The sequence below is a fragment of the Bacillus sp. FSL E2-8868 genome (genome assembly GCF_038005505.1).
In the GTDB taxonomy this organism is placed as follows: domain Bacteria; phylum Bacillota; class Bacilli; order Bacillales; family Bacillaceae_G; genus Bacillus_A; species Bacillus_A mycoides.
In genome coordinates this window covers 1,445,392-1,471,251 of record NZ_JBBOTI010000002.1, presented here as the reverse complement: position 1 = coordinate 1,471,251, position 25,860 = coordinate 1,445,392, and the positions used below count along the sequence as shown (strand labels likewise).

Sequence of the window (25,860 nt, the reverse complement as noted above, 5' to 3'; positions counted from 1 at the left end):
TTAGGTGGTTTTTTTATGGGTTATTTTTCTAACTATGTTGCATAACGACATATGTTGTTATACGATGTATATAAGGAGGTGGTATTGTTGGACAAAGAAATCTTGAAGGGAAGTATAGATATTTTATTACTTTCTATCATTGCAAAACGTGATACATATGGATATGAAATAGCTCAAAGTTTAAAGGATGCAAGTGAAGATTTGTATAGTATGGGGCAGGGAACTTTGTATCCAGCTTTAAAGCGATTAGAAAAAAAGGAGTTTCTTGAATCTTATTGGAATCAATCTGAGAATGGGATGAAAAGGAAATTTTATACTATTACAGGTAAAGGGAAAAAAGAATTGCAGAAGAAAGTGAACTCTTGGGAGCGTGTAACATTATTAATTCAAGCTTGTCAGAAAGGAGTTATTTATGAGTGAATTTGATGAGTATATTAAGTCTATTTTAGCTTATTCAGAACTTAGTAATATTGAACAGGATGAGCTATTTCTAGAAATGTATGATCATTTGAACAGCTTGAAAGAAGAATATATGGAACAAGGTATGAATGAAAAAGAAGCGATTTATAAAGCGATTCAAAGTTTTGGAGAATCAAAAGTTATTGGCTTAGGGATTAATCAATCGGTATACGAAGTTCCTAGGCTATTAAAGGTATTATCAAAAATTTTATGTATTCCTTATATAATCATTTGTTTTATTGTCTTTTTAGGAACATTTATTTCAACTTCTACATTTGACTCTGTTCGTAGTTTGACAGGTGGAACTGTCTATCGTCCTATTGAATTTTGGCAGCAATTTTTACATATATCTGACTTAGAAACGCTGTTGCAACTTTTTGGAATAACACTTTGGCAAATTAAAGATTTTATTGCGCATCCGGGTCTATGGGGAAACTCAACTTATTGGTTAATCGTTTTACAACATATAATATTGTTAGTTCCATTTGGATTTTTCGTTCCAGTGTTGATTAACAAAGTGACTAACTATAAGAAAGCTTGTAAGTGGTATGTTATGGCCTTTCTTGCTTGGGAGTTATTACATTTACTAACTTTATCTGATGTTTTTGATGTGTGGCGGATTGCTATAAATATGATCGGTGCATCGATAGGATATCTTTTATTTATAAGCATGATACAAATGGATAATAAATTTAGGGTTATGCGAAAGAAGATATTTGAAAATTAACTTGCTATCATGTAGTTAAAATTATATAAATTTAGTTCGGTGGTAATAGAGTATCACTGAAAACATAGGTATTATGTATTGAGCCGATTTTTTATACTCGTAATAGATGTTGTTAGTTGTTTATTCATACTGTTATGAAACTGCTGCATAATCCGTCTTTATTGGTGCTATAGAAGATGAGAGCGTCGAAATGAAATACACAGCCGAGCTAGAAAAAGCATTAACAGATGCTGTAATTCCTGTAGATCAACAAGAGCAGGCAGCTGCGTTAGCGTAAAATAGAGAACCACCTGAAGGAGGAGCCTTTAGGTGGTTTTTGTTTTATTATGAATGCGCTAAAATTTTAACGATAGAGTGTTGTATTATAATAAAAGTTGCTGATTTGTAAAAAAATCCATCTTGTAGAATTTTTTTCAAATCAGCAACTTCTATTAAATGAACGTTAGTAAAATAAAAAATTTACTCTTAGCAAAGAAAAATTAAAGTTTCAAAAAACGGTATGGATATTGCCAGCCGTATTTTTTTATGAATTTATAAAACTTTTCCATACAGTGCGTCGTCTAATATATGGGAAGGAGGAAATGATGTGGATGAATTAACGGTAGAAGCGTTTGAAATAGAAGATAAGGAGGACCTTATCGACGAAATAATGAACAAGTATGGACAAGAGGTCTTACAACTTGTGTATTCATATGTGAATAATAAAGAGGTTGCGGAGGATTTAACGCAAGATATATTTGTGAAATGCTATAAATCTCTTCATACATATAAAGGGAAGTCGAACTTAAAAACATGGTTGTGGAGAATTGCCATTAATCATTGTAAGGACTATATAAAAAGTTGGTATAACAAAAAAGTCATTGTTACAGAGGATGACTTTACGTATATTGGGAGCCAAAAAGAAAGTGTTGAGCAAACTGTTATTCAAAATGCAGAGGACCGTGAGCTCGCTTCTGCAGTAATGAATTTACCGATAAAATATCGAGAAGTCATTTATCTCTTTTATTATGAAGAATTACCAATTAAAGATATTGCTACTGTAATAGAAGTGAAGGAAAACACGATAAAAACGAGACTGAAAAAAGCTAAGGAGCTTTTGAAGAAAGGATTGGAGGAATAATCAAATGGAAGATCGATTAAAAGGCCTACGAAAATCAATGGAGAATACAACTTTTAAACATTTGAGTTTTTCTGATCAGCATCGAAAGCAGGTGCGTGAAAAAATCAATGCATCAAACGAAAAGGAAGAAGATATCCTTTTAGCAGTTTTGCAACTTCTCGGTAATGAAAAAACAGGATATGAACTGATGCAGTTACTGCGGGGGAGAGGGATTCGAAAATTCGAAGGAAATGAAGGGTTTTTATATACTGTATTACATCGTCTAGAACAGAATCGTTTTATCCAATCAAGTTGGGATCATTCAGGAGCTAAATATTATCAATTAAATGATAAAGGAAGAAAGATGCTACGAAAGGCAGAAAAAGATTCTACGAAGGCGCGATTTATATTAAAAGGATTAGTACAGGAGTGATGCGAAATTAAATAAAAAAGGGGAGCGTTTTTTAAAAGAAGTTACTACTCATATTAAATCAAAAGAAGCAAAGAGCTTCGTCGCTACTGAACTAGATTTTCACTTGAAGCAAGCGAAAAATATGTGGATGGATAAAGGGTTAAGTAAGGAAGTTGCTGAAGACAAAGCTGTTGAACAAATGGGAAGTCCAATTAAACTTGGCCGGGAACTTAACAAACTTCATAAACCAAAGGTTGATTGGTTCTTAATTATTTTGTTAGTGGCTGCTATGGGGTTAGGGTTTTTGCCAGTTTTAGCTTTTGGATATACGAATGATGTAATAATGAATAAGTTGATATTTGTTATTCTCGGTGTTGTAGCAGCTCTTGGGATGATGCTGATTGATTATCGGAAGTTAGAAAGACTCGGATGGCTGTTTTATACAATCGGAGTACTTATCCTGTTAATGCTATACTGTTTTCCAAACGCTTCGATGGCTGGCGAACCGTTAATAAAAATTGGTCCCATTGCAATTGACTGCTTAATGGCAGTGCCGTTCTTTTTTCTAGCTTGGGCTTCTTTTTTCAATAACGGTAGGTTAAAGGTTATACATCTCGTGGTTTTGTATTTATTTTCTTTGTATTTATTCTTCATTGTATCAACCCTTTCAACAATTTTTATTTATATCACGATGATATTTGTTATGCTTTGGTGGAGTAAGTTAGGAAAGAAAAAAGCATTGATTATTACAATTGTACCAATTTGTTTATTGATTATAAGGGTATCCTTTTCCTGGTCTTCAGTAACAGGATATCATTTGGATAGATTTTTAGGATATTTAAACCCAGAGCGTGATGCAGGGGGCGCAGGCTTTATGTATGTACGTTTAAAAGAGGTAATGTCGTCAGCAGGTTGGTTTGGTACATCTGGAGATACAAAGTTCATCCCTGCTCCAGATACTGATTTTGTGTTTGCAAGTTTGACTTACTATTACGGGTATTTCCTTGCCTTGGTCCTTGTTTTAATTCTTTCTCTTTTTGTAGCGAGGTTAGTAATCATATCTTATAAAATAAATGATCGGTATGGTAAATTGCTTCTCGTTGGAGGAATGACTCTTTTTGTAGTCCAGTTCATTTATAACGTTGGCATGATCGTAGGATTATTACCGATTGCTTCTATATCATTACCTTTTATTAGTTATGGAGTAACACCAACTTTATTTCATGCGCTTTTAATGGGGATCGTGCTAAGTGTATATCGGCGTAAAGATATTTCATTTAGAATGAAAAAAACACCTTGATAAAAATCAAGGTGTTTTCGTTATACATTCAAAACTCTCCGAAGCAGCCCCTGTTACAAAAGGACTAACCTCACCAACGCTATAAAGCTGCAATTCATGCATTGCGCGTGTACAAGCAGTGTAGAACAATCTACGTAGGCTTTCATCACTGTACACATCTTTAGAAGCATCGTAAATAATGACAGCATCAAATTCGATACCCTTCGCTAAATAAGCAGGGATAACGACGATGCCTTGCTCGTACTCGGCTGAGTTACTTTTCACAAGTTTAATATTCTCGATATGACTGAGTGCTTCGTAGGCAGCGGCACTTTCAGCTGCGGATTTACATATAATTGCGATCGTATTGTGCTGTTGTTTTTGTAGTTCAGCAACTTTAGAAGTGATACGATCATGCAGTTCGCTGTAATCAGAAGCTTTAGTCACTGTAGGTTTCTCGCCGTCACGTTCAAAGGCGTGAATGTTCTCTCCTTCTGGTACGAGAGCACGTGTAAATTCAATAATCGGTTTTGTTGAGCGATAGCTACGAGTTAAGTTGATGCCGTTCGTTTCATCTGGTCCGTATAAGCTAGTAAGCGTATTGAAATTCACTGCTTCACTCGCATGGGCAAATATCGCTTGGTTAAAGTCTCCGAGTACAGTCATTTTTGCGGCAGGGAAGAGACGTTTTAAAAACTCGAACTGAAACGGAGAATAATCTTGTGCTTCGTCTACAAGTACGTGTTTAATTGATCTGTTCGTTTGGAAGCCTTCAATTAATTCTTTTAAAAGTAAAAATGGAGTCGCATCCTCGTAATGTAGCTTTCCTTCATCAAGCATGTTCACAGTTAATGAGCAAATTTCGTCCCATTCTTTAGGCTTTTCGCCAGTAACCCATGATGCATCTGTGAAGAGTTGTTTATATATGCCTGTAAAATTGATAAAACGTAGCGTTTGAACGCCTTTACGTAACGGTTTTAATTTTTTACGGACAATCATACGACCGAGTACTTTCGTTTCTTTTTCATAATCATTAAAGGAGTTGTCATCAAACTCGCCTTTTTTCTGTAAGTATTTATAAGCTTTTTGATATTCATCTTTACTAAGTAGTTCAATTTCTTCTTCTACCCAAGGCTTTTTCAGTTCTGTTTTTTCAATTGTGTCTATTTGTTTGTTTAGCCAATCCGTTAACTTCTCGATTCTATTATGGAAGCGGAGGGAGGAATCAGTATTATAAAATTGCTCTGTAATTTCTTTAGCAGAGGCAATCAGTTTTCCTCTAAATTTCATTCCTCTAAATAGCATGCCTGAAGATTCAAGAGATTGTCTGTATGCTCTAATCATCTCGAAAAATTGAGTAGATGCTTTAAATCGAATGCTCGCATTTCGAGTTTTATAATTTGCGCTATTCGTTTCAGTTAGCATATATTCTAATTGCTCGTAAGGATCCTCAACATCAAATGACTTACTTAGTCTATGGTTTAAATATTCTTGGAATGTAACTTGCTGCATATTCTCTTCACCGAGTTCTGGCAGTACGTTAGATACGTAGCTGTTGAACATGGAGTTAGGGGAGAAGAGAATGATTTGATCTGCTTTTAGCCATTCGCGATATTTATATAGTAAGTAGGCGATTCGCTGCAGGGCAGCTGACGTTTTACCGCTACCAGCAGCTCCTTGAACGATAAGTAGTCGCCCTTCATCGTGACGGATAATTTCATTTTGCTCGCGCTGGATAGTAGCAACGATACTTTGCATATGTTTGTTTGTTCCTTTTCCGAGCGCTTGTTGCAGAATTTCATCGCCAATTGTGAGGCTCGTATCGAACATTGAATCAATCTCGCCATTCTGAATAATATATTGCAATTTTTTCTCCACATTACCGCGGATTACGCCTCCTGGTGTACTGTACTCAGCCGGTCCTGGCGGATAATCGTAGTAAACACTTGAAATAGGTGCGCGCCAATCGTATATAAGAAAGTTTTCTCCGCTTGCATCGGTAAGTGTAGCAACGCCGATATAAATTTGTTCTGCACCAATTTCTCCTTCTTCTTTGAAATCAATTCGTCCGAAGTAAGGTGCTTTATGCATACGGCGTAGTGCGGCAAGTCGATTAAAGGTGTGCTTATGGGTGATTTGTGTTACGGCTAGTGACTGAGCTTGTTGTCTTAAGTTGATAACTGTTTCAAGATAATCGTCAAAAGTATCAGTGTTAACTTTAACATCATCCCAGAAGTGTTTACGAATGTTGATTACTTCTGCCCGGCGTCTGCCAGTTTCGCTTTCCAGTTTATCAATTTGCTCCGTAATCGTTTCTATTACGTTATCCAATCGTTTTTGCTCTTGATCAAGTTTTTTGTTCATACGTAAGCACTCCTTTAAAAGTGAAAAATAGAGGTTGACTGTAGATGTGTTTTGGTGTACAATTAAGATACGGATAAATACATTCTTTTATTTTTAGTGAATGCGTTTCTGTACTAATTTACCATAGTTTTTTAATTTAATCAATGATAATAAGATAAACCTTGGTTTCGTGTTGCACGAAACCAAGGTTTTTTTGTGTTGAATGGAGTAAGGTGAGGGAGTATATCGATTTATCGGCAAAAAAACTACTACAAAATAAAAAAGCTTGGGGCTACCCAAGCTTTTTTCACTTCATTATTTCTTTTCGTCTTTTTTAGCGTCAGCTTTTGGCTCTTCGAAAAGATCTTTCAAATCTTTGTCGTCAACTTTTACGTCAGCTTTTTTGATTTCTTTCATCATAAGATCATTCATAAATTGAGCATCTTGTGTTTTCTTTTGAACAAGGTCTTTTTTGATGTCGCCTTTTACTTCATCAAATGGTTTTTGTTCTTTAATATCTGTTACTTTAATGATGTGGTAACCGAATTGTGATTTTACAGGTTCGCTTACTTCATCTTTTTTCATTTTATAAGCTGCATCTTCGAATTCTTTAACCATTTTACCAGCAGTAAAGTAGCCAAGGTCTCCGCCTTTTTCTTTTGAACCAGTATCTTCAGAGTATTGTTTCGCTAAATCTTCGAAAGATTTACCTTGTCCAAGCTCTTCTTTAACCTTTTTCGCAGTAGCTTCATCTTTTACAAGAATGTGGCTTGCTTTAATTTCAGGCTTGTAGTTTTCTTTTAGCTCTTTATCAGTGATTGTTTTTTCAATCGCTTTTTCTTGAGCTAATGAAGCGCGAACGCCATTTTTAACTGTTTCTTCTTTAAGTCCTTGTTGTTTCATTAGTGTATCGAATTGGTCACCGACTTGCTTTTTCATTTCATCGAACTTTTTGTCTACTTCTTTTTCATCGACTTTGTAGTTTTTAATAAGTACTTTTTCCATAACCATGTTATTTAGTACTTGTTTACCAGCTTGTGTCTTCATTTGATTGTAGAACTCTTCTTTAGTGATGTCACCAGCTTTAGATGTAACAATTTTGTCTGATGATGATGTTCCACATGCTGATAATGCGATTACACTTGTTGCGGCTAAGGCAAGCATAGCTTTCTTCATTCAATAAACACTCCTACTATTATGTATTTTTAATTTATCCCATACGAATGAAGAAACGCCTTATGATAGGTTATTTTCGTTCATAAGAACCTGATTAAGTCTCACTGATGTCTTTGCTTTTTTTATATGTAAAAGCACGCTTAACAGGACTTACCGAGGCTTTAGGATAAAGTTTAGATGCGTGTCGTTTATTTCATAGTATAAGCAATATGTACAAAATTTAATATATCATATTTCGACGGGTTTTCCTATTGATAAAGAAATTTTAACCAGTTTGTGTCAGATTTTGAAAGGGTACCATATTGGGCGCATGTCGCATATACAGAAAAGAGGAGGGGATGGGGGATGAATTCAAAACTTATTTTATTACTTGTACTGTTTATTTTATTAGTTATAGTAGGTATAATTTGCTTATAGAGGAAAAAAATGAGGAAGGGGCTTCCTTCCTCACTTTCCATGAAATATAATTTCTACATAACTAGAAATTAATAGAATGGTAATACATACATTAATAACTCGAAAGACACCGGGCTGGCGGCTCGCAGATATTTGTTTTCGCTCACACAGTGTATGTGTCATGAAATTCGTGTAAAATATAACAAGAAGTGCGAATGCAACAAAAACAACGGTTATAAGAGTCATGAGGCGAGACCTCCTTTTGGCTAAAATACATATACTTTATATATTGTATCATACGATATTTTGTTCGTGTTACAAAATTCAGAAATAGAAGACTTTGTGTTAGGAAGCGAGGGAGAAAATGGACGTTGTAAGAAGACTAGAACAAGCTGAATACTACGTAGACCTACTATTTAAAATGATTGATGAAGAAAAGTGTCCATTTTATTCTTTAATCATAAAGAAAAAAGCTCGTAAAAAAGACATTGAACGTATACTAAAACTTTGTGAAAAGCTGAACGAACAATATGTAGTGGAGAAAGCAGAAGGCCTTCTATTGTTTGATGCGCTATTAGATCAATTTGAAAAAGCGCTTCCACATCAGCTCGAAGTATACGAAACTGCGGAAGCGCTAGCAAAGCAGGGCTTATTTGTGCCACTTATGAATGAATTCTTACGCATGATTGCGAAAGGATAAATAGATTATTTCTTAACTAATTTTTGATCGGTCTCCGTAAAGTTCTCCTCAATATTCTCTAATGATTTCTCAAAAATATCGATGAAGTCCTGTCCGTAAATATTGCGAAGGATCGCAATAAGTTCGATATTTTCTGGGAACTTACCGTAAAAATTACGAAGTTCAAGTGCACCATTAAAAACAGAATTATTTTCAGGGTCATACTCCTCCATTAAGCGAAGTAGTAATTCTTCCCCTTTGTCTGTAATTTCAATGTACGTATTTCGTTTATCATCTTCTTTTTTAGAGAATACAAGATAGCCGCGTTCTTCTAGCTTTTTAGAGAAGTTAAACGCCGTTGATACGTGCATAACTCCAAACTTAGCAATCTCAGAAATAGAAGCCCCTTTTAAATGATAAGCGATTGATAAAATATGATGCTCGTTAATGTTTAAATCGTAAGGTTTAATCCATTGTTGCCAATCTTTCTCTACGCATTTCCATAACGCTTTCGATAATTGAGCAATACGTTGGCTGAAAATCATCGCTTCTTTTACCGAGTAATTTTTTTCTCCACTTTTCATTTACTCACCCACTTTAACATTCTTTTTTCATTATTATCTATTATGCCAGTAAAATAAAAATTAATAAAGTCTTTTTGTGAGAATTGTGAAAATTTTTCGGAAAAATAACATTCTATACAAATCATGCATAACTATGGAAGCGTTTTATGAGTCGAGAATACATGTGTTGTCTTTACATGTTAAGGGATAACATATATTGTAAATGCATAAAAACACGGCATATCTATGTGATATGCCGTGTTAAGGTCAATTCGTATGAAAAATATTTGTTATATGCAAAAAACTAAGCAGGAATATGTTTACGCTTTTTCTGGAACGGCTTCTTGTAGTTTCTCAATTGACTTTTGAATGTCTAAAATTTCTTTTTCGATATGTCGTTTGTTTTGAGAAATATCTTGTTTCCAGTTAGAAAGCGTGTCATGCATATCGTCTTTTAGTTCTTGGAATACTTCTTTACCTTCTGAAGCAGTTTCAACGATTTGACGCTTTAATAACTTCGTATCAGCTGTAATATCAGCTAATGTTTTTTTAATATCAGTTCCTTTTTCTTTCAGCTTACCGCGCATAGCTTTACCAGAAGAAGGAGTTGAGAAAAGAACGGCTAGTCCAGCAACTGCTCCGCCGCAAAGTACACCTGTAATAAAGGATTTAGCTTTTGACATAAAAGGAAACCTCCTTATTTTTCGTTCGTATTCATGATGTATAAAAGTGTGCATATCTTTAAGACAAGGGGAAGAAAAGTGAGCTTTTCTCTCTTGTACATGCTATGCACAAAAAATCATACCCCCGGCATTTTTTGTGAAGAAAGAAGCCATACAATAAATGCCAGAGGAATCGGCTTGTTATGTATTACTTCTTATTATAGTGGCACTATTTCACACTATTTGCAATTGTACTTGCGATGTTTTGTAAATTTTCCATTGTGTATTCATTTTGGTGTGATTTCCAAACAGCACCGAAACCATCGTTTTCACCGTAGCGTGGAATTAAATGAAGGTGGAAGTGGAATACAGTTTGTCCAGCTTTCTCGCCGTTATTGTTAAGTAGGTTGAAACCAACTGGATTAAATTCTGCTTTCATTGCATTTGCGATTTTTGGAACGACCGCAAAAATATGTGATGCGATTTCTGGCGTTAACGCAAAAATGTCTTGTTTGTGAACTTTCGGAATAACAAGAGTATGTCCTTTTGTTACTTGACTAATATCTAAAAATGCAAGTACATGTTCATCTTCGTATACTTTTGAGCAAGGGATTTGCCCGTCAATGATTTTACAAAAAATACAATTGTCCGCTGTATGATTCATCGATCTCATCCTTTCAAATAGTCTTAGCCGTATTTTACCATAATTACATAGGAGAACAAACACGAAAAACAGGAAGCTGACTCAGCTTCCTGTTTTCTGAAGAGGGATTGAAAAAGCATTTTTTATAATTTACGGTTCGCAGACACCTCATTTATTTAAGAAATGCACGGTAAATCGGCTAAAGTTTCTGCCGTAGACACCCCATTTTCAAGTGAAATGAATTGCAATCTTTTTTTAAAATGAAATTGTTTATTTTTTAAAACAGTATATGCTCTTTCGGAGACACCCCGTTTCGAAAATGAAACAAATTATCTGGTTATGTGTAAATTTCATTGTCCAACTTGGACACCCCATTTCATGATGACTTCACTATGTTGTTGTACTCATCAATTGGTGGTTGCTTTTTCAATGTGTTCCTTCTTCACTAATTATGATGTCCGCTTTCGTAAAAATATATGCCAAGAAATTTAAATTTTTTTTTGAAGGCATCGATACTATGTAGTGCACCATGATTTTTGGTAAGATGAATATATACATTTCTTACAAAAGTGAATGAATATAAATGAAGAAAGTGGTGTCGTATGAGCGAGTTATTGCGTGTAGAAAATGTTACAGGAGGATATACGAAACGACCTGTACTGCAAAATGTTTCGTTCTCTGTTAATAAAGGCGAACTTGTCGGCTTGATCGGTTTAAATGGAGCCGGGAAAAGTACGACAATTAAACATATCATCGGTTTAATGGAGCCGAAAAAAGGAACTGTCACAATTAACGGGAAAACAATTCGTGATGATATGACAGCGTACCGTTCTAGTTTCTCCTTCATTCCAGAAACGCCAGTATTATATGATGAGTTAACGTTAGAAGAGCATTTGAAATTAACAGCGATGGCGTACGGTGTAGATGAAAAACAATATGAAGAACGCGTAGGGCAACTATTACAAGAGTTTCGCATGAAAAATCGCTTAAAATGGTTTCCGTCTCATTTCTCAAAAGGGATGAAACAAAAAGTGATGATTATGAGTGCATTTTTAGTTGAACCATCACTTTACATTGTGGACGAACCTTTCGTGGGGCTTGATCCGTTAGCGATTCAATCACTTCTTCAAATGATGGATCAAATGAAAAAGAGTGGTGCAGGCATCTTAATGAGTACACATATTTTAGCGACAGCAGAGCGCTATTGTGATTCATTCATTATTTTGCATCAAGGTGAAGTGAGAGCGATGGGAACATTATCAGAACTTCAATCCGGGTTTAATATGCCTGGTGCAACGCTTGATGATATTTATATTGCGTTAACGAAGGAAGAAGATTATGAATAGCACAGCGTTATGGAAAGAACGATTTCGGCACTTTCTAAAAGAAGTTCGTACATATAGTAAATACGTATTTAATGATCATTTGAAATTTATTTTCGTATTTATCATCGGCGCAGGAGCGTATTATTACCAGCAATGGTTACAAACGTTAACACCTTCGTTTCCAACAGCGATTGTTATGGCAGTCTTACTTGGCCTCGTATTAACAGCTGGGTCAGTCCAAACGTTATTAAAAGAAGCAGACCTCGTGTATTTGCTGCCAGTTGAAGAAAAGTTAAAGCCTTATTTTACGAAGGCATTTCTTTTTACGTTTATGATTCAGTTATACATAATCGCAATGGTAGCAGCTGCGCTTGCCCCGTTATATTTCCAGCAAATGAAACAAACAGGTGCCAATTACATATGGATTGTAATCGCGTTTGTCATTGTAAAAGCGTGGAATTTATTCGTAGCGTGGGAAAAATCATTTTTAACAGATCAAAGCGTTCAAAAAGCAGATTGGTTCATTCGCTTTATTTTAAACGGCTTATTTGTGTACGTCCTTGTAGAACGTACTTCAGTCATTTTTACCGGTGTAATTGTCTTTCTTATGGCACTATACCTTGCTGTTATGCATCAAAAGGTGAAAGGAAAGCCGCTAAACTGGGAGTATTTAATTTCTGAAGAAGGTAAAAAAATGATGCTGCTGTACCGCATTGCGAATATGTTCGTTGATGTACCAGCGTTAAAAGAGAGAGTATCACGTAGGAAATGGCTTGATTTCATTCTTTCGATAATTGGTGAGAAACGTACATATTTATACTTATATACGAGAACATTTTTAAGATCGGGTAACTATTTCGGATTATATATGCGTTTACTCGTTCTTGGGGGAATTATTCTTTACTTTATCCCATTTTTATATGGACGTTTTATCGTAAGCCTTGTTTTCTTATACTTAATCGGCTACCAGCTCTTAACCCTTTGGAAACATCACCGTATGAAAGTTTGGCTTGATTTATATCCGGTAGGGGGAGACGAGAAGAAGAGAGATTTCCTTACTTTATTAAATGCGATTCTTATCATTGGTAGCGTTGTATTTACAATTATATTTGCACTTGCGACGAAAGATTTCATAATGACCGGCATTTTATTTGTAGTAAGCATATTATTTAGTATTGGTTTCGTTTATCAATACGGTGCAAAGCGCATTGAGCGTTTAAACTGAAAGGAATGAACCTATGATTACATATGAAGAGAAGGTTATAAAAGAATTGGAGCAGTGGAAAGCTACATTCATGAAAGATTCTTCTATGATGACACGGTTCTCTAAAAAAGTGCAGGTGAAAGTGCAACAACTAGTGCCCGCGAAAGTGCAAAAGGTACTAACAGAAACGATTCGGATGATGGTGCAAACAATTAGTGCTGGATCAAACTTCATAAAACCGAAGCTAAAAGAAACGAACTGGTCACTGCAAAGAAGAGATGATGAAGTACGTAAAAAAATGGATGAGTACAAAAAAGTCGCAGCGGCAGAAGGGGCAGGAACAGGAGCAGGTGGCATTCTCCTTGGCCTTGCCGATTTCCCGTTATTACTTACTATTAAAATAAAATTTTTATTTGATGCAGCAACATTGTACGGATTTGATACGAGTAAAAAAGAAGAGCGCCTTTTTATTCTTCACGTTTTCCAACTTGCTTTTTCAAGTGACGATCACCGAAAAGAAGTATGGAAAGCGATTGAAACGTGGGATACAGAAGAAGAAAATCATATGGACTGGGAAAAGTTCCAAACAGAATACCGAGACTATATCGATTTAGCGAAAATGCTTCAGCTCGTCCCAATTATCGGTGCCCCGGTCGGCGCATATGCGAACTATCAATTACTGCAAAGACTCGGAGAAGTGACGATGAATTGTTATCGTATGCGATTGCTGAATAGAAATTAAAAAGAAAGCACCCTACATGTGTAATTTAGGGTGCTTTTTGTTATTTTTATTCATATTTTTAATTTTTTCACCAATAATATACAGATGAAGTTACTTGAGCTTACTTTACTGTATTTAGGGGTGCAAAATATGAAAGTATCAATATTTATTACTTGTGTTGCAGATGTTTTTTATCCAGAAGTAGGGAAAGATGTTGTGGAAATTCTTGAAGGTTTAGGGTGTGAAGTTGATTTTCCTAAAACTCAAACTTGCTGCGGACAACCTGCTTATAATAGCGGGTATGTGAAAGAAACAAAAACAGCTGCAAAACATATGATTGAAGCCTTTGCTAGTTCAGAATATGTTGTGGCACCATCGGGGTCTTGCGCTATGATGGTTCACGAGTTTTCTAGCTTATTTTCTGAAAGTGAAGCGGATTGGAAGAAAAAAGCTACTGAACTTGGAAATAAAACATATGAATTCACACAATTTCTTGTGGAAGTATTAGGGAAAGAAGACTTAGGTGCAGAGCTTCATAAAAAAGCAACGGTTCATACATCTTGTCATATGAGCCGATTAATGGGGATTAAGGAACCACCGCAAAAACTATTAAAGTGTGTAAAGGGACTGGAAGTTGTTTCATTGCCGCATAATTATGATTGTTGCGGATTTGGAGGGACATTCTCGGTGAAAATGCCAGAAATCTCTGAGCAAATGGTTGAAGAAAAAGTAAAGCATATTATGGAAACCGGTGCGGAATTGTTAATTGGGATGGATTGTAGCTGCTTAATGAATATAAAAGGACGTTTAACACGTAATGGTTATCCGATTGATGTAAAACATATTGCTCAAGTATTAAATGAAGATCGAAAACAAGGGGGGATATAGAGATGGGAATGAAAATTGGGAACGATCCCTTTCATAAGCGTACTGCAACAGGTATTGGGGATCAATTTATGCGACAGGCTGTCAGGAAAGCGCAAGATGGTCTGAGAGTCAAGAAATTAAAAGCTACTGAGAGTCTTGGGAACTGGGAAGAATGGCGAGCTTTAGGAGAAGAAATTCGAAAGCATACATTAGAAAACCTTGATTATTATTTATATGAGCTGAGTGAAAATATTGAGAAAAACGGTGGTTTCGTTTATTTCGCAAAGACTGCAGAAGACGCAAGGGAATATGTAAAAGAGATTGTAAAAAAGAAAAACGCGAAAAAAATTGTGAAATCAAAATCGATGGTAACGGAAGAGATTAGTTTAAATGAAGCGATTGAAGAAGCTGGAGCGGAAGTGTTAGAAACAGATCTTGCTGAATTTATTCTACAAGTGAACGACCACGATCCTCCATCACATATTGTTGTTCCGTGTCTTCACAAAGATAAAGAGCACATTTGTGAAATATTTAAAACAAAGTTAAATTACACTGGAACATCTGATCCTACGGAAATGGCGAGGTTTGTAAGATCGTATTTACGTGATGATTTTTTTGCAGCGGATATAGGGGTGACTGGATGTAACTTTGCTGTTGCAGAGTCGGGATCAATTTCTATCGTAGCAAACGAAGGAAATGCAAGACTTACTACGACACTTCCGAAAACGTTGATTACAGTTATGGGGATGGAACGTATTGTTCCAACATGGGAAGAGCTTGATGTTTTAGTAACACTTCTATGCCGAAGTTCTGTAGGACAAAAGTTAACAAGTTATATTACAGGGTTAACTGAGCCTGGCGGAACAGATGGACCTGAGGAATTTCATTTAGTCATTGTTGATAATGGTCGTTCCGATATTGTAGGAACGGAATTCCAAAGTGTCCTCCAGTGCATTCGTTGCGCGGCATGTATTAATGTGTGTCCTGTATACAGGCATATTGGTGGACATGCATATGGCTCTATTTATCCAGGACCAATTGGAGCTGTGTTGACACCGCTTTTAGGGGGATATGATGAATATAAGGATTTACCTTACGCATCTAGCCTTTGTGGTGCTTGTACAGAAGCGTGTCCAGTGAAAATCCCGTTACATGACTTATTAATTAAACATCGCAGCCGCATTGTAGAAGAAAAACGATCACCTGTAGCTTGGAACGTGGCTATGAAAGGTTTTGAAAAAGCGGTTAAGAGTCCTAGACTATTTTCTTTTGCAGCGAAGAGCGCTCCGTATGCATTAAAACCTCTTGCAAAAGGGGATAAGATCGAGCGTGGAATTGGGCCGTTAAAAGCTTGGACGGATGCGAGAGATTTTCCAGTTCCGAAAAAACAACCGTTTCGAGAGTGGTTTGAAAAACACGAAAAGGAGAACAATGATGGCCATCCAAAATCGTGAGGAATTTTTACTCCAGTTATCAGAAAAGCTTGGTAGGAAATGTCCAGAAGCAGTGGAAAAACCGAACTGGTCTTTTTCCCCGCAGTGGACTGTTTTTGACGGACTGGCGCAAGACGAACTTGTATTAAAGTTAATAGAGCACTGCGAAGTCATTCATACAGAAGTAAAGCGAACAACAAAGGAAAATCTTGTTGAAACATTGGGGTCTTTTATAAAAGATTGGAATATCAAATCTGTTATATGTTCGAATGATGAGCGCTTTAATGAGTATGGTCTTACACCATGTTTCAGCAATGAAGGAACAACACATTTTCGTACATGGGGATTAGATCATAAAGAAGAGGACATAAAATTTGCGAAAGCTGCTGACCTTGGCATTACGTTCAGTGATATGACTTTGGCAGAATCAGGAACCGTTGTACTATTTAATGACGGGTTAAAAGGAAGACATGTGAGTCTTCTTCCGGAGTCATATATTGCAATCGTTCCTAAAAGTACGATTGTGCCAAGATTAACCCAAGCTACAAAACTGATCCATAATCAAAATAAAGCGGGAGAAAACTTGCCGGCTTGTGTGAACTTCGTTTCGGGTCCATCAAATAGCGCGGATATTGAAATGAACCTTGTCGTAGGTGTGCATGGGCCAATTAGAACAGCGTATATTATTGTGGATGATCAATAACGATTTACGTGTGCGAGTTGGAAATATAGATGAAGCATTATAAGAATACTGAAAATAGAAAGCGCTGGCTGTTAAATATAACCGGGGCTTTCTATTTTGTGTGCCCTTACTGGTGAAGAAACCTTAAGAAGGAAAATTTTAATCTCTGTTTAAGTTTTCTACGCTACTATAACTAACTGAATTGTGTCTTTTCTTAGAAGCTAAACACACTATAACTAGCTCCAATTATAATGAATACGATAAAGAGCAGAATGAGTAATAAAAGCCCACTACTACCGCTCTTACCATCTTTGCCATCTTCACCGCCGCCGCTACCACCTTTACCGCCAGATCCCATATGAAAATCCTCCTTATCGTTATACATTGTTTTTACTTTATATTTTTCTAGGTTCATCAAGAAGTTCCTTTTAAAACTCTAATTAACTTGCAAATCATTCATTTTCATTTTACAATTTATTTACCGACCGGTAAGTAAAAATAGAAGAGGTACAGTATGACAAAAAATTTACAAACATCGCAGCACATTGTAGATGCATCATTTAAACTAATGGCAGAGCACGGTATTGAGAAGATGAGTCTTTCAATGATTGCAAAAGAAGTTGGCATATCAAAGCCAGCTATTTATTATCATTTTCCGTCTAAAGAAGCGCTAGTTGATTTTTTATTTGAAGAGATTTTTTCTGGATATTATTTCGTGGGTTACTTCGATAAAGAACAATATACGAAAGAAAACTTTGCAGAAAAGTTAATCGCAGATGGTTTACATATGTTATCGGAGTATAGAGGTCAAGAAGGCATATTACGCGTTATAAATGAATTCATCGTAACTGCGACGCGAAATGAAAAGTACCAGAAACGCTTATTTGAAATACAAGAAGATTTCTTAAATGGATTCCACGATTTATTAAAGAAAGGTGTGGAACTTGGTGTTGTGTCACAACATGCAACTGAAGAAAACGCGCATACGTTAGCGCTCGTTATTGATAATATGAGTAATTACATATTAATAGGGTTCGATTTAAAGTATAAAGAAATTTGGATTCGAAATGTGAAAAACGTAATGAAGGAGGGGGAATAAAAATGAAAATGGAGAAAAACTGGTGGCTCGGTTTTCTGGGGTTAATTGGAATTTATAAAATCCCAGGTATGATTGAAGCTTTCCAAGCGGATAAAGGTTGGCTCGCATTAATTAGTTTAGTTTGGCTCCTTTGGTTCGGATATTTTATTCCTGAGAAAAAAACGGATAAATAATAAATTTTCAATTTTATGTAAAGTTATGTAAAATATAGATTGAGACAATTCATATATTAGATTAATAGATTTGGAGTGGTTACATGGATCCATTGAAAAATGAAATTCATCCTGACATGGTCAAGGTGTGGAAAGTTCGTGCTGTAATTGAAGAAGGGATCGGTATTCTCGTCATTTTAGCTTACCTGTTCCTTATGATAAAGTTTGATTGGTGGGCGTGGATTTTGTATGTGATGGTTGGGTTAACAGTTGCGCTAGCACCATTTTCGTACTTTGTATTCCCGAAACTACGTCAGCGTTATTATAGCTATCAATTAAATGAAGAAGAGCTTGAAATTCAGCACGGTCTTTTCGTAGTAAAGCGCGTATTAGTACCGATGATTCGTGTACAGCACGTGACAATTGAACAAGGGCCAATTATGAGAAAACATGGATTAGCAGAATTACATATTGCAACGGCAGCAACTTCTCACAGCATTCCAGGCTTAACGATGTATGAAGCAGAAATGTTAAAAACGAGAATCGCAGAATTAGCGAAAGTGAGTGATGAGGATGTATAAGAGGCAGCATCCCATTACGATGTTATTAGAATTAAAAATAACAGACTTTATACCATTATTTATTTTCATGTTTAGTTTAAATGGAAAGTTTCCATTTTGGTATTTAATTCCCGCTGGATTCGGTTTACTCACCGTCTTTTCAGCGTTTGAAAAATGGTATTACACAACATACTGGGTTGAAAATAACGTATTACATGTGAAACAAGGGCTCTTTGTGAAGAAGGAGAGCTACTTAAATAAAGAACGTGTTCAAACGATTAATACAAGTTCAAACGTGTTATATCAAATGCTCGGTTTAAAGAAAATTCAAATCGAAACAGCTGGCGGAGGCGATGATGCAGAAGTTAGCTTAGCTGGTATTACGGAAGACGAGGCGAAGGAGCTTATTTCCTTACTAAATGAGCCAACTCCAGAAGTGAAAGCAGAAGAAACATCAGAAGAAGTAGTAGAAAAAGAAGTTATGACAGAGGAAAAGCAAGCGACAGAGTACAAATTAACTTTGAAAGAAATTTTATTAGCATCTGTTACATCTGGGCAGTTTGGATTGCTATTTTCTTTAATATTCTTCGTTTATAACCAAGTGGATGAATACATTCCGAAATGGATAAAAAATAAAGTAGAGTCATATGTAATGGATCATGATATATACGGCTGGATTTACATGGTAGCTATTTTACTTGTCATTTCTTGGATGATATCCACAATCGGTTATGCGTTAAAACATGGAGATTTCACAGTGAATCGAAGAAATGATGAAGTCCGCATTTCGCAAGGATTACTTGAGAAAAAAGAACTCGTCCTAAAGTTACATCGTATTCAAGGTATTACGATAAAAGAAAGTATTTTACGTCAGCCATTCGGTTATTGTGCTGTGCAAGTAGAAGTCATTCAAAGTAAAGGACTGGGTGACGAAAAAGAAAAAGTTACACTGCATCCTATCATTCGAAAAGATCGCGTACAACAGTTACTTGCACATTTACAATTACCATACGAATTGAATACAAACATTATTTCATTACCAAAAGCAGCATTACGTCGTTATTTAATTGATAGTTTTATATTCTTCGCAATGCTAGCAATCCCGCTTACTGGAATAAGTATATACTTTGAAAAGTATTACATCATGTGGGCGTTGATTCCACTCGCGATCCTTATCTTTACACTTGGATACGCAACATTTAAAACAAATGGTTACGGTGTAAACGGAGAACAAATTACGATTATACATCGTAGTATTGGGAAACATACAGGGCTTGTAAGAAGAAGACACGTCCAATCAATTGAAAAAACACAATCATATTTCCAGCGCCGAGCGGATTTATGTACGTATACGTTTTCTAGTGCATCATCGAATTATAAACTAGAGCATACGAGAGTAGAAGATGCGGAGAGAATGCAGGATTGGTATAAGAAGAGAATAAGTGAGGATTAATTTGAAAAAGCTTGCCTATTATGAAAGGCAGGCTTTTTTGTTATGGAGAAATGAGTAGTTTGATTCATATATGGGTACAAATACAGCTCACATTTCTCAATACGTATCAGAAAAAAAGGTAGTACCTTTCTATTTCAGGGAAATTCGTGAAATTTTTGATATAAATGGTATACTAATATAGAAATAATATTAGGAGGTTATATATGATAAGTCAGTTGAAAAGAGAAGCACTTGATGCATTAAAAGGAAAATGGGGATTAGCGGTAGGGGCAACCTTATTACTTGGAATCCTTATTGGAGCTGTTGAACTTCTAATTACAGGTGTTTTCTCGATGTTTTGGGGTTGGGAAGAAGCAAGTGATTCGCTTACAGTAAGTATTATTGCAATGCTTGTTATTGGTCCGTTAACAATAGGCGCCTACTATCTTGTTTTAAATGTAATCCGTGAGACTAGTGCTCGCATTGGTGATTTATTTAGATGGTTTAGCGATGGAAGTAAGCTTATGAAGTCATTTTTAACATATTTACTAATGTATGTATACTTGATGCTATGGACATTACTTCTTATTATTCCGGGTATTATTAAATCATTTTCTTATTCTATGACGTATTTTATTTTGAATGATCATCCAGAATACACAGCGAATCAAGCAATTACCGAAAGTCGCCGTATGATGAACGGACATAAAATGGATTACTTTTTACTATGCTTAAGTTTCCTTGGCTGGTTCATTTTAAGTATTCTTACTATAGGAATCGGTTTCTTATGGTTAGCACCTTATTTCTACGCGACATCGGCAGCATTTTATGAAGAGATTTCAAAAGAATATTATAAAAAAGAAGGTACTACCTTCTAATAAACCACCTAAACCACTTGTCCCCTAAAGAATATAGGGAACAGACGGTTTAGGTGTTTTGATATGTGTTCTGTTTTCGGGGTTCACTTCAGGATAAGGTACAGGTTTTTATATAGAAATTCTTCCCTCTATGTTTTATCATAGAGGGTTATTTTTTTATGTAATGATGAGAGAATTAACGCCGTCTTATAAGATAAAACAGTAAAGATGATACAGTAATAGGAAGGCCAGTATCCAGAAAAGCTTCTAAATAAAAGGATAGAAAATCTCTGTCATTAAACCACATAAAGAATAAATGATTGTAGGAAATACCTAACAGTATAAATAAAGGAATACCGATTTTTAATTCGTGACTTCCTTTTATTTTTCTATAACAAAATTCACCTAATAAACAACCGATAAGAACAGGAATGCTTCCAAGAATTGAAAACATAATAATAGATACCCAAATCGGTCCCCATGAATCCGCATAATTTGGAACGCGTGCATACTGTAAGACATTCACAGCAGTAGAGAAAACTAGTAAACATGCTATATAGCTAACAGTAAATTTCTTCAATATAATCCCCCGAGACTATGTAAAATAATATAAAATGGCATGTAGCAATAGAACTAAATACAAATAAAAATCTTCCGTTTCCTATATGTAATTATATCAAGTATATAAAAAACTAGCTTTATTTTTTCGCTTCTAATGTAAACAGTAAACTGGTAGTACATTCTTTCTTTTTAAATCATCTATTGGAATATTTAGGATAAAAGGTTATAATTAACATTTATCGATTTATGATTACGATAGATTTTGTGAAATGAATCACAAAAGGTCGTGGTACTACAATTTAGTTTAATTAAGAAAAGGGGAACATGTATAAATATGAAGCTTATAAAAATAGCAACGATAGGTATGATTGCAGTAGGATCTCTTTCTATTTCTTCAAGTTCTTTAGCTGAAATGGAAAATGTAACTAAGAATGAAGCACAAGCAGCTCCAAGTAGTTTCCCTGATGTTCCGGGGTGGGTAAAGCCATCAGTAGATTATCTTATAAATAAAAATGTATTGTCAGGTATGCCTGATGGCACGTTTTCACCAAATTTAGAGATAGATAGAGGCTCAGCCACAAAAATGATGGCGAAAATATTGAACCTTCCTGTCGATCAATCAGCAGCGCCTACTTTTGATGACTCAAAAAAGCATTGGGCAGCTCCGTATATTGCGGCTATAGAAAAAGTGGGTGTTATTAAAGGAGAAGGGAACGGGAAGTTTAACCCTACTGGAAAGTTAACGCGAGGCGCCATGGCTTCTATGCTAGTAAATGCATACAAATTACAAGAGAAAGTGACAGGGAATCCTCCAACAATATTTAACGACTTAAAAGAGCATTGGAGCGAGAAATATGTAAATATCTTGGTTGAATTAGGTATTTCAAGTGGATATGGTAATGATAATTGGAAGCCTGATCAAACGATTACTCGTGCTGAAACTGTAAGTTTAGTCGCTCGAACAGACACTTCAAAAGATAAAGAGTTCAAGCGTAAACAAATTCAGATGTCCAAAGATTTCTTTGCTTATCACGATGCATCATTATCTTCAGGAATTGCTTTTGAAGGTGCCCCGCAAACTGTCACAGTGTATGAAGAAAGAGGAGATGGCTGGGTTAAAATCCATACATATCAAGGGTTCAAATGGATCTTATTAAACGAGAAAAGAATTCATATTAATAGAGACTTTTTCACATATGATTATCCAGCGGACTCAGCGAATGTACTTGTAAAATATACATCGCAAACGGTAACAGTAGTTGAAGAAAGAGGTACGTGGTTGCGTATAAGAACTGGTTCAGGTCTACAATGGATGAATATGAATGAATCTCGAACAGTTATTGATAACTTAAAAACAATCCAAAATAATCAACAGGTTATTTTAGTTACAACAAAAGGCTATAATACGGATCAAGCTCAAGTTCGTACATTTGAAAATTTAAATGGGAAATGGAGAGAGCGAAAGAATATAAGTGGATATATTGGGAAAAAAGGTTTTGCAGTTGAGATGAGTGAAAGTGGTATGAGTTCGCCAAGAGGAAAATACACAATTGGTGCAGCTTTCGGTAGACAAGGGAATCCTGGTACGAAACTTCCCTTTATTAATTTAACGCAAAATCACGTTTGGGTAGATGATTCGACATCTCCATACTATAATACTTTACAGGAAAAGCCTGTAAGAGGTAGATGGAAATCAGCTGAAAATATGTATATTCCAGCATATGATTATGGATTCGTAATTAATTATAATACTGAATCACGTACACCATACAAAGGAAGCGCAATCTTCTTCCATGTTTCTACTTCATGGACAGAAGGGTGTACAGGTGTAGATAAACAAAATGTTATTGATATTTTAAGATGGATTGATTCAGGGAAAAACCCTGTTATTATTCAAACTCCTGAAAATGAACTGACAAACTATTAATTTGATAACTTTAAAGATTTTCATGTCATCTTTTCGTGATAACCAATTGCACGAAAAGGTGGCATTATTTTAAGTCTACTTTAATTAGTAGGCTTTTTTTATTAGCGTATGAAATTCTTGTTCCAGAGTACTGTTTACTTTTCAACTGGATGACAATGAGGAAAGATCCCCTGTATGCTTTTATGGAGAATCCGTATTTACACTAAGGGTTGGTATCTTATTGACGCTTAAAATATAGATGTCGGAAAATAATGTAAAAAAACTATTGTATGTTTAAAAATCTTATGTTACATTTGTGTTACAAGATAGTTACGAATCGTGACTTTTGTTACGGTTTGTTTTCTGTTGCTTTTCGGTATGTTACAGATTATAGTTTGTATTCCAATTAGCTGAGAATGTTTAAAGCTGAAGAAATAGCAAACTATAAACGAAAAATGATTTTTCTATGTGTATAAGAGTGTGTGTAGTAAAGATTCTGAGTAAGGGCTTTATTAAAATTCCTTTCTGTCTTAAAAGAAGAAGAAAACCAACTACCAACTATTTAGGAGTTTTAAGTAATGATAGTAAATGAAATGTACAGTACATATTTACTTTCAGTCTAATTACTACACAGACTTTTATACATATGATGTTATTGTTTTAGGTATATATAGGGGGAGAGAAAATGAGAAAGTTATTAACGGTAATTGGACTTACGTTTTTAATGCTAGCTGGATGTAGTAATGGGGATTTTGACAAAGCAATGGATGAAGGGAAGACCGCGTTAACGAATAAAGAATATAAAAATGCTTTATCATCATTTGAACGAGCATTAGATGAGAAAAAAGATGATTCAGATGCAACAGTGCTTGTAGAACAAACGAAAGTAATGATTGAAGCAGTGAAGTTAAAAGAAGAAACAAAGGTAGAAGAATCAATCAAGTCATTTGGAAAAGTAGAGAACATGAAGAATGGAAATAATACGCTTATAAAACAAGCCAAGGAAGAACGAACAGCATTAATAGCGATCTTAGAACAAAAAAAGAAGTATGAAGAGCAACTGGTGAAAAGCGAAGAGTTAATAAGTAAGAAAAATTATGCAGAAGCGAAAGAGATGTTAAATAAGGTAGTTTCAGAAACAAAAGATAACAAGAACCTTGAAGAATATAATAAAAAGGCTTTAGGATTAATCACTAAAATTGGTGAAGAGGAAAAAACTGCAAAGAGTGTAACGACAGCAGCGAAGGCACAAAAAAATGATGCAGTAACGAGTCAAAAGGTAGCGACAGAAAAGAACCAAAAAGCAGAGACAGAAAAAAATCAAAAGGCAGTAACAGAAAAGAACCAAAAAACAGAGATAGAAAAAAATCAAAAGGTAGCGACAGAAAAGAACGAAAAAACAGAGACAGAAAAGAATCAGAAGGTAGTAACAGAAAAGAACCAAAAAGTAGAGACAGGAAAGAATCAAAATGCATTTACTTTTGAGAAAGCTAAAGAATATATCAAAAATGAATATAAAGAAGAATATAATTACACGCTAGAGGATACGCAAGTAGAAAATGGAAAGAAATATTATCAAATTAGAGTGCGTACGACATATAAAATAGAAGGCGCAGCTGGAGCAGGATTTACTGGAGTATTCAAGGTGTTCGAAGATGGTACAATTGTTGAAATGCACTAAATTGATGAAAAAGGTATCCTCAAAGTATTTGAGGGTACCTTTTTAGCATAAAAAAAAGCATCTAGCAAAAGTACTAGATGCAAATAAAAACACAAGGGAAGATAAATGTCTTCCCTTTTCCCGTAAGTAATTATATCAAAAAAATTATAAAAAACTAGCTTTATTTTTAATATAATGAATGTATGAGGCTATGATGTTGTAGGATTACATTGTTTTCATAGTGTTTTTTATTAAAAGGAGTGAATTATAGTGCTCGAAGTAAAATTTTATGATTGGAAAAAACAACGTCCTAAAAAACATTATTTGCGTGTGCATGAAATTAGGATTTTTGAGTTAATTTTCTCAAAGAAAATTAACGAGTTTGAAATGGGATTAGGAGAGATTGAGCAAGTTACTGTCTATTGTTTAGCTAATGAGAACACTGATATTTCATATAAAGTGAATAGAGCCTTAGGTGAAATTTGTGTATATGTTCCTTACGATTTTATGGGATTTTTAACACGTGATTCAGTTGAAGAGAAATACAATGAGTTTTGTAAATTAGTACATCAATATGTTATCCCCGGGCTTGAAGAAAACTCTACTCTCTCACCATCTATTGTTAGAGAGTATGTCGAAGAGTCTTTGGGAGAAATTGTGAAACAAAACTATGAAGGGATATTTTTAGTAGGGAAGACACCTAAAAAAAGCCCAAGCCGTAAGAAGATAGCGATATTAAAAGGAATTCATCGTGTTAAAGGTTTCCAACTACGATGTGAGGTGTACGATGAAAAGGGTTTAAAGATTCGCGATCAATTATTGGTGGAAGAGGTAGGTAACGAAATGGTGTATTCAAGATTTTTAGGCACATTAAAATGGGAAAGTGAAAATTTAATTGTGGTCAAATCAAAATCTAGTAGTTGGAAAGAAGAAATTTATATTTAATAATAAAGCTATTATAGA

Annotated in this window: 28 protein-coding genes; 20 read left to right on the top strand and 8 right to left on the bottom strand. The window is 35.2% G+C overall.

Going from position 1 to position 25,860, the window contains the following annotated elements:
* Positions 1 to 87 precede the first annotated feature (87 nt).
* The 5 genes from NSS74_RS18475 to NSS74_RS18455 all read left to right on the top strand — a co-directional run bounded on the left by NSS74_RS18475 (position 88) and on the right by NSS74_RS18455 (position 3,997).
* Complete coding sequence (locus NSS74_RS18475; RefSeq protein WP_002140716.1) at positions 88 to 420, top strand: PadR family transcriptional regulator; 333 nt, start codon at positions 88 to 90, stop codon at positions 418 to 420.
* A complete protein-coding gene (locus tag NSS74_RS18470; protein ID WP_002140717.1) occupies positions 413 to 1,186 on the top strand; it encodes a VanZ family protein in 774 nt (257 codons plus the stop codon). Before NSS74_RS18475 ends, NSS74_RS18470 begins: the two co-directional genes overlap by 8 nt.
* A 586-nt stretch (positions 1,187 to 1,772) precedes the next feature.
* Positions 1,773 to 2,306: a sigma-70 family RNA polymerase sigma factor gene (locus tag NSS74_RS18465; RefSeq protein ID WP_002140718.1), complete on the top strand. Its 534-nt coding sequence runs from the start codon at positions 1,773 to 1,775 to the stop codon at positions 2,304 to 2,306.
* Positions 2,307 to 2,310: 4 nt separating this feature from the next.
* A complete protein-coding gene (locus NSS74_RS18460) occupies positions 2,311 to 2,718 on the top strand; it encodes a PadR family transcriptional regulator (protein WP_002140719.1) in 408 nt (135 codons plus the stop codon).
* Between the two features lie 52 nt (positions 2,719 to 2,770).
* Complete coding sequence (locus NSS74_RS18455; protein ID WP_340814233.1) at positions 2,771 to 3,997, top strand: FtsW/RodA/SpoVE family cell cycle protein; 1,227 nt, start codon at positions 2,771 to 2,773, stop codon at positions 3,995 to 3,997.
* Between the two features lie 6 nt (positions 3,998 to 4,003).
* Here NSS74_RS18455 and helD read toward each other — a convergent pair whose 3' ends face one another.
* The 3 genes from helD to NSS74_RS18440 all read right to left on the bottom strand — a co-directional run bounded on the left by helD (position 4,004) and on the right by NSS74_RS18440 (position 8,137).
* Positions 4,004 to 6,340: an RNA polymerase recycling motor HelD gene (helD, locus tag NSS74_RS18450; RefSeq protein WP_159146325.1), complete on the bottom strand. Its 2,337-nt coding sequence runs from the start codon at positions 6,338 to 6,340 to the stop codon at positions 4,004 to 4,006.
* Positions 6,341 to 6,634: 294 nt separating this feature from the next.
* Entirely contained in the window at positions 6,635 to 7,495 is an 861-nt protein-coding gene (prsA, locus tag NSS74_RS18445; protein WP_002030207.1) for a peptidylprolyl isomerase PrsA, read from the bottom strand.
* A 447-nt stretch (positions 7,496 to 7,942) separates the two neighbouring features.
* Complete coding sequence (locus NSS74_RS18440) at positions 7,943 to 8,137, bottom strand: hypothetical protein (protein ID WP_000172693.1); 195 nt, start codon at positions 8,135 to 8,137, stop codon at positions 7,943 to 7,945.
* A gap of 118 nt (positions 8,138 to 8,255) precedes the next feature.
* On the opposite strand from NSS74_RS18440, the gene NSS74_RS18435 reads away from it, so the two are divergent.
* Positions 8,256 to 8,591 (top strand): DUF1878 family protein, encoded by a 336-nt coding sequence (locus tag NSS74_RS18435; protein WP_002140722.1) that lies wholly within the window; start codon positions 8,256 to 8,258, stop codon positions 8,589 to 8,591.
* Between the two features lie 5 nt (positions 8,592 to 8,596).
* Here NSS74_RS18435 and NSS74_RS18430 read toward each other — a convergent pair whose 3' ends face one another.
* From NSS74_RS18430 to NSS74_RS18420, 3 genes are all read right to left on the bottom strand, one after another.
* On the bottom strand, positions 8,597 to 9,154 hold the full coding sequence (locus tag NSS74_RS18430) for an HTH-type transcriptional regulator Hpr (RefSeq protein WP_002011118.1): 558 nt from the start codon (positions 9,152 to 9,154) through the stop codon (positions 8,597 to 8,599).
* 299 nt (positions 9,155 to 9,453) lie between these two features.
* Positions 9,454 to 9,816, bottom strand: coding sequence for a YtxH domain-containing protein (locus NSS74_RS18425; RefSeq protein WP_002011120.1), 363 nt, complete (start codon positions 9,814 to 9,816; stop codon positions 9,454 to 9,456).
* Between the two features lie 208 nt (positions 9,817 to 10,024).
* Positions 10,025 to 10,459: an HIT family protein gene (locus NSS74_RS18420; RefSeq protein WP_001016832.1), complete on the bottom strand. Its 435-nt coding sequence runs from the start codon at positions 10,457 to 10,459 to the stop codon at positions 10,025 to 10,027.
* Between the two features lie 581 nt (positions 10,460 to 11,040).
* Here NSS74_RS18420 and ecsA point away from each other — a divergent pair.
* The 6 genes from ecsA to NSS74_RS18390 all read left to right on the top strand — a co-directional run bounded on the left by ecsA (position 11,041) and on the right by NSS74_RS18390 (position 16,691).
* A complete protein-coding gene (ecsA, locus tag NSS74_RS18415) occupies positions 11,041 to 11,784 on the top strand; it encodes an ABC transporter ATP-binding protein EcsA (protein ID WP_001292616.1) in 744 nt (247 codons plus the stop codon).
* Positions 11,777 to 12,988 (top strand): ABC transporter permease, encoded by a 1,212-nt coding sequence (locus NSS74_RS18410; RefSeq protein ID WP_002140723.1) that lies wholly within the window; start codon positions 11,777 to 11,779, stop codon positions 12,986 to 12,988. Before ecsA ends, NSS74_RS18410 begins: the two co-directional genes overlap by 8 nt.
* Positions 12,989 to 13,001: 13 nt before the next feature.
* Positions 13,002 to 13,709: an ecs operon protein EcsC gene (gene ecsC / locus NSS74_RS18405; protein ID WP_002030211.1), complete on the top strand. Its 708-nt coding sequence runs from the start codon at positions 13,002 to 13,004 to the stop codon at positions 13,707 to 13,709.
* A 129-nt stretch (positions 13,710 to 13,838) separates the two neighbouring features.
* Complete coding sequence (locus tag NSS74_RS18400; RefSeq protein ID WP_033715105.1) at positions 13,839 to 14,576, top strand: (Fe-S)-binding protein; 738 nt, start codon at positions 13,839 to 13,841, stop codon at positions 14,574 to 14,576.
* Between the two features lie 2 nt (positions 14,577 to 14,578).
* On the top strand, positions 14,579 to 16,009 hold the full coding sequence (locus tag NSS74_RS18395) for a LutB/LldF family L-lactate oxidation iron-sulfur protein (protein WP_002140726.1): 1,431 nt from the start codon (positions 14,579 to 14,581) through the stop codon (positions 16,007 to 16,009).
* Positions 15,990 to 16,691, top strand: coding sequence for a LutC/YkgG family protein (locus tag NSS74_RS18390; RefSeq protein WP_016101590.1), 702 nt, complete (start codon positions 15,990 to 15,992; stop codon positions 16,689 to 16,691). Before NSS74_RS18395 ends, NSS74_RS18390 begins: the two co-directional genes overlap by 20 nt.
* A gap of 193 nt (positions 16,692 to 16,884) precedes the next feature.
* On the opposite strand, the gene NSS74_RS18385 is transcribed toward NSS74_RS18390, so the two are convergent.
* Entirely contained in the window at positions 16,885 to 17,028 is a 144-nt protein-coding gene (locus NSS74_RS18385) for a sporulation protein YjcZ (protein ID WP_100248471.1), read from the bottom strand.
* A gap of 156 nt (positions 17,029 to 17,184) precedes the next feature.
* Between NSS74_RS18385 and NSS74_RS18380 the strand changes: the two genes are divergently transcribed.
* From NSS74_RS18380 to NSS74_RS18360, 5 genes are all read left to right on the top strand, one after another.
* Entirely contained in the window at positions 17,185 to 17,769 is a 585-nt protein-coding gene (locus NSS74_RS18380; protein WP_002140728.1) for a TetR/AcrR family transcriptional regulator, read from the top strand.
* A gap of 2 nt (positions 17,770 to 17,771) precedes the next feature.
* Positions 17,772 to 17,942, top strand: a complete 171-nt coding sequence (locus NSS74_RS18375) for a hypothetical protein (RefSeq protein ID WP_002140729.1) — start codon at positions 17,772 to 17,774, stop codon at positions 17,940 to 17,942.
* A gap of 83 nt (positions 17,943 to 18,025) precedes the next feature.
* Positions 18,026 to 18,502, top strand: coding sequence for a PH domain-containing protein (locus tag NSS74_RS18370; RefSeq protein ID WP_002030228.1), 477 nt, complete (start codon positions 18,026 to 18,028; stop codon positions 18,500 to 18,502).
* The gene (locus NSS74_RS18365; RefSeq protein WP_002140730.1) at positions 18,495 to 19,934 is read left to right on the top strand and encodes a PH domain-containing protein; all 1,440 of its coding nucleotides are present in this window, start codon (positions 18,495 to 18,497) and stop codon (positions 19,932 to 19,934) included. Before NSS74_RS18370 ends, NSS74_RS18365 begins: the two co-directional genes overlap by 8 nt.
* A 203-nt stretch (positions 19,935 to 20,137) precedes the next feature.
* Complete coding sequence (locus NSS74_RS18360) at positions 20,138 to 20,791, top strand: DUF975 family protein (protein WP_002140731.1); 654 nt, start codon at positions 20,138 to 20,140, stop codon at positions 20,789 to 20,791.
* Between the two features lie 175 nt (positions 20,792 to 20,966).
* On the opposite strand, the gene NSS74_RS18355 is transcribed toward NSS74_RS18360, so the two are convergent.
* Positions 20,967 to 21,350, bottom strand: a complete 384-nt coding sequence (locus NSS74_RS18355; protein ID WP_002140733.1) for a hypothetical protein — start codon at positions 21,348 to 21,350, stop codon at positions 20,967 to 20,969.
* A 315-nt stretch (positions 21,351 to 21,665) separates the two neighbouring features.
* On the opposite strand from NSS74_RS18355, the gene NSS74_RS18350 reads away from it, so the two are divergent.
* From NSS74_RS18350 to NSS74_RS18340, 3 genes are all read left to right on the top strand, one after another.
* Entirely contained in the window at positions 21,666 to 23,258 is a 1,593-nt protein-coding gene (locus tag NSS74_RS18350) for an S-layer homology domain-containing protein (RefSeq protein WP_002140734.1), read from the top strand.
* 664 nt (positions 23,259 to 23,922) lie between these two features.
* Positions 23,923 to 24,918, top strand: coding sequence for a hypothetical protein (locus NSS74_RS18345; protein ID WP_002140735.1), 996 nt, complete (start codon positions 23,923 to 23,925; stop codon positions 24,916 to 24,918).
* A 249-nt stretch (positions 24,919 to 25,167) separates the two neighbouring features.
* The gene (locus NSS74_RS18340) at positions 25,168 to 25,842 is read left to right on the top strand and encodes a hypothetical protein (protein ID WP_002030261.1); all 675 of its coding nucleotides are present in this window, start codon (positions 25,168 to 25,170) and stop codon (positions 25,840 to 25,842) included.
* Positions 25,843 to 25,860 lie beyond the last annotated feature (18 nt).

Excerpts from the sequence above, each read along its gene's own strand:
- NSS74_RS18430 (WP_002011118.1), bottom strand. The coding sequence starts at position 9,154 with ATGAAAAGTGGAGAAAAAAATTACTCGGTAAAAGAAGCGATGATTTTC.
- prsA (WP_002030207.1), bottom strand. The coding sequence starts at position 7,495 with ATGAAGAAAGCTATGCTTGCCTTAGCCGCAACAAGTGTAATCGCATTA.
- NSS74_RS18400 (WP_033715105.1), top strand. The coding sequence starts at position 13,839 with ATGAAAGTATCAATATTTATTACTTGTGTTGCAGATGTTTTTTATCCA.
- NSS74_RS18375 (WP_002140729.1), top strand. The coding sequence starts at position 17,772 with ATGAAAATGGAGAAAAACTGGTGGCTCGGTTTTCTGGGGTTAATTGGA.
- NSS74_RS18420 (WP_001016832.1), bottom strand. The coding sequence starts at position 10,459 with ATGAATCATACAGCGGACAATTGTATTTTTTGTAAAATCATTGACGGG.
- NSS74_RS18380 (WP_002140728.1), top strand. The coding sequence starts at position 17,185 with ATGACAAAAAATTTACAAACATCGCAGCACATTGTAGATGCATCATTT.
- NSS74_RS18440 (WP_000172693.1), bottom strand. The coding sequence starts at position 8,137 with ATGACTCTTATAACCGTTGTTTTTGTTGCATTCGCACTTCTTGTTATA.
- NSS74_RS18395 (WP_002140726.1), top strand. The coding sequence starts at position 14,579 with ATGGGAATGAAAATTGGGAACGATCCCTTTCATAAGCGTACTGCAACA.
- NSS74_RS18460 (WP_002140719.1), top strand. The coding sequence starts at position 2,311 with ATGGAAGATCGATTAAAAGGCCTACGAAAATCAATGGAGAATACAACT.
- NSS74_RS18360 (WP_002140731.1), top strand. The coding sequence starts at position 20,138 with ATGATAAGTCAGTTGAAAAGAGAAGCACTTGATGCATTAAAAGGAAAA.
- NSS74_RS18350 (WP_002140734.1), top strand. The coding sequence starts at position 21,666 with ATGAAGCTTATAAAAATAGCAACGATAGGTATGATTGCAGTAGGATCT.
- ecsA (WP_001292616.1), top strand. The coding sequence starts at position 11,041 with ATGAGCGAGTTATTGCGTGTAGAAAATGTTACAGGAGGATATACGAAA.
- NSS74_RS18410 (WP_002140723.1), top strand. The coding sequence starts at position 11,777 with ATGAATAGCACAGCGTTATGGAAAGAACGATTTCGGCACTTTCTAAAA.
- NSS74_RS18425 (WP_002011120.1), bottom strand. The coding sequence starts at position 9,816 with ATGTCAAAAGCTAAATCCTTTATTACAGGTGTACTTTGCGGCGGAGCA.
- NSS74_RS18365 (WP_002140730.1), top strand. The coding sequence starts at position 18,495 with ATGTATAAGAGGCAGCATCCCATTACGATGTTATTAGAATTAAAAATA.
- NSS74_RS18345 (WP_002140735.1), top strand. The coding sequence starts at position 23,923 with ATGAGAAAGTTATTAACGGTAATTGGACTTACGTTTTTAATGCTAGCT.
- NSS74_RS18470 (WP_002140717.1), top strand. The coding sequence starts at position 413 with ATGAGTGAATTTGATGAGTATATTAAGTCTATTTTAGCTTATTCAGAA.
- NSS74_RS18385 (WP_100248471.1), bottom strand. The coding sequence starts at position 17,028 with ATGGGATCTGGCGGTAAAGGTGGTAGCGGCGGCGGTGAAGATGGCAAA.
- helD (WP_159146325.1), bottom strand. The coding sequence starts at position 6,340 with ATGAACAAAAAACTTGATCAAGAGCAAAAACGATTGGATAACGTAATA.
- NSS74_RS18435 (WP_002140722.1), top strand. The coding sequence starts at position 8,256 with ATGGACGTTGTAAGAAGACTAGAACAAGCTGAATACTACGTAGACCTA.
- NSS74_RS18390 (WP_016101590.1), top strand. The coding sequence starts at position 15,990 with ATGGCCATCCAAAATCGTGAGGAATTTTTACTCCAGTTATCAGAAAAG.
- NSS74_RS18370 (WP_002030228.1), top strand. The coding sequence starts at position 18,026 with ATGGATCCATTGAAAAATGAAATTCATCCTGACATGGTCAAGGTGTGG.
- ecsC (WP_002030211.1), top strand. The coding sequence starts at position 13,002 with ATGATTACATATGAAGAGAAGGTTATAAAAGAATTGGAGCAGTGGAAA.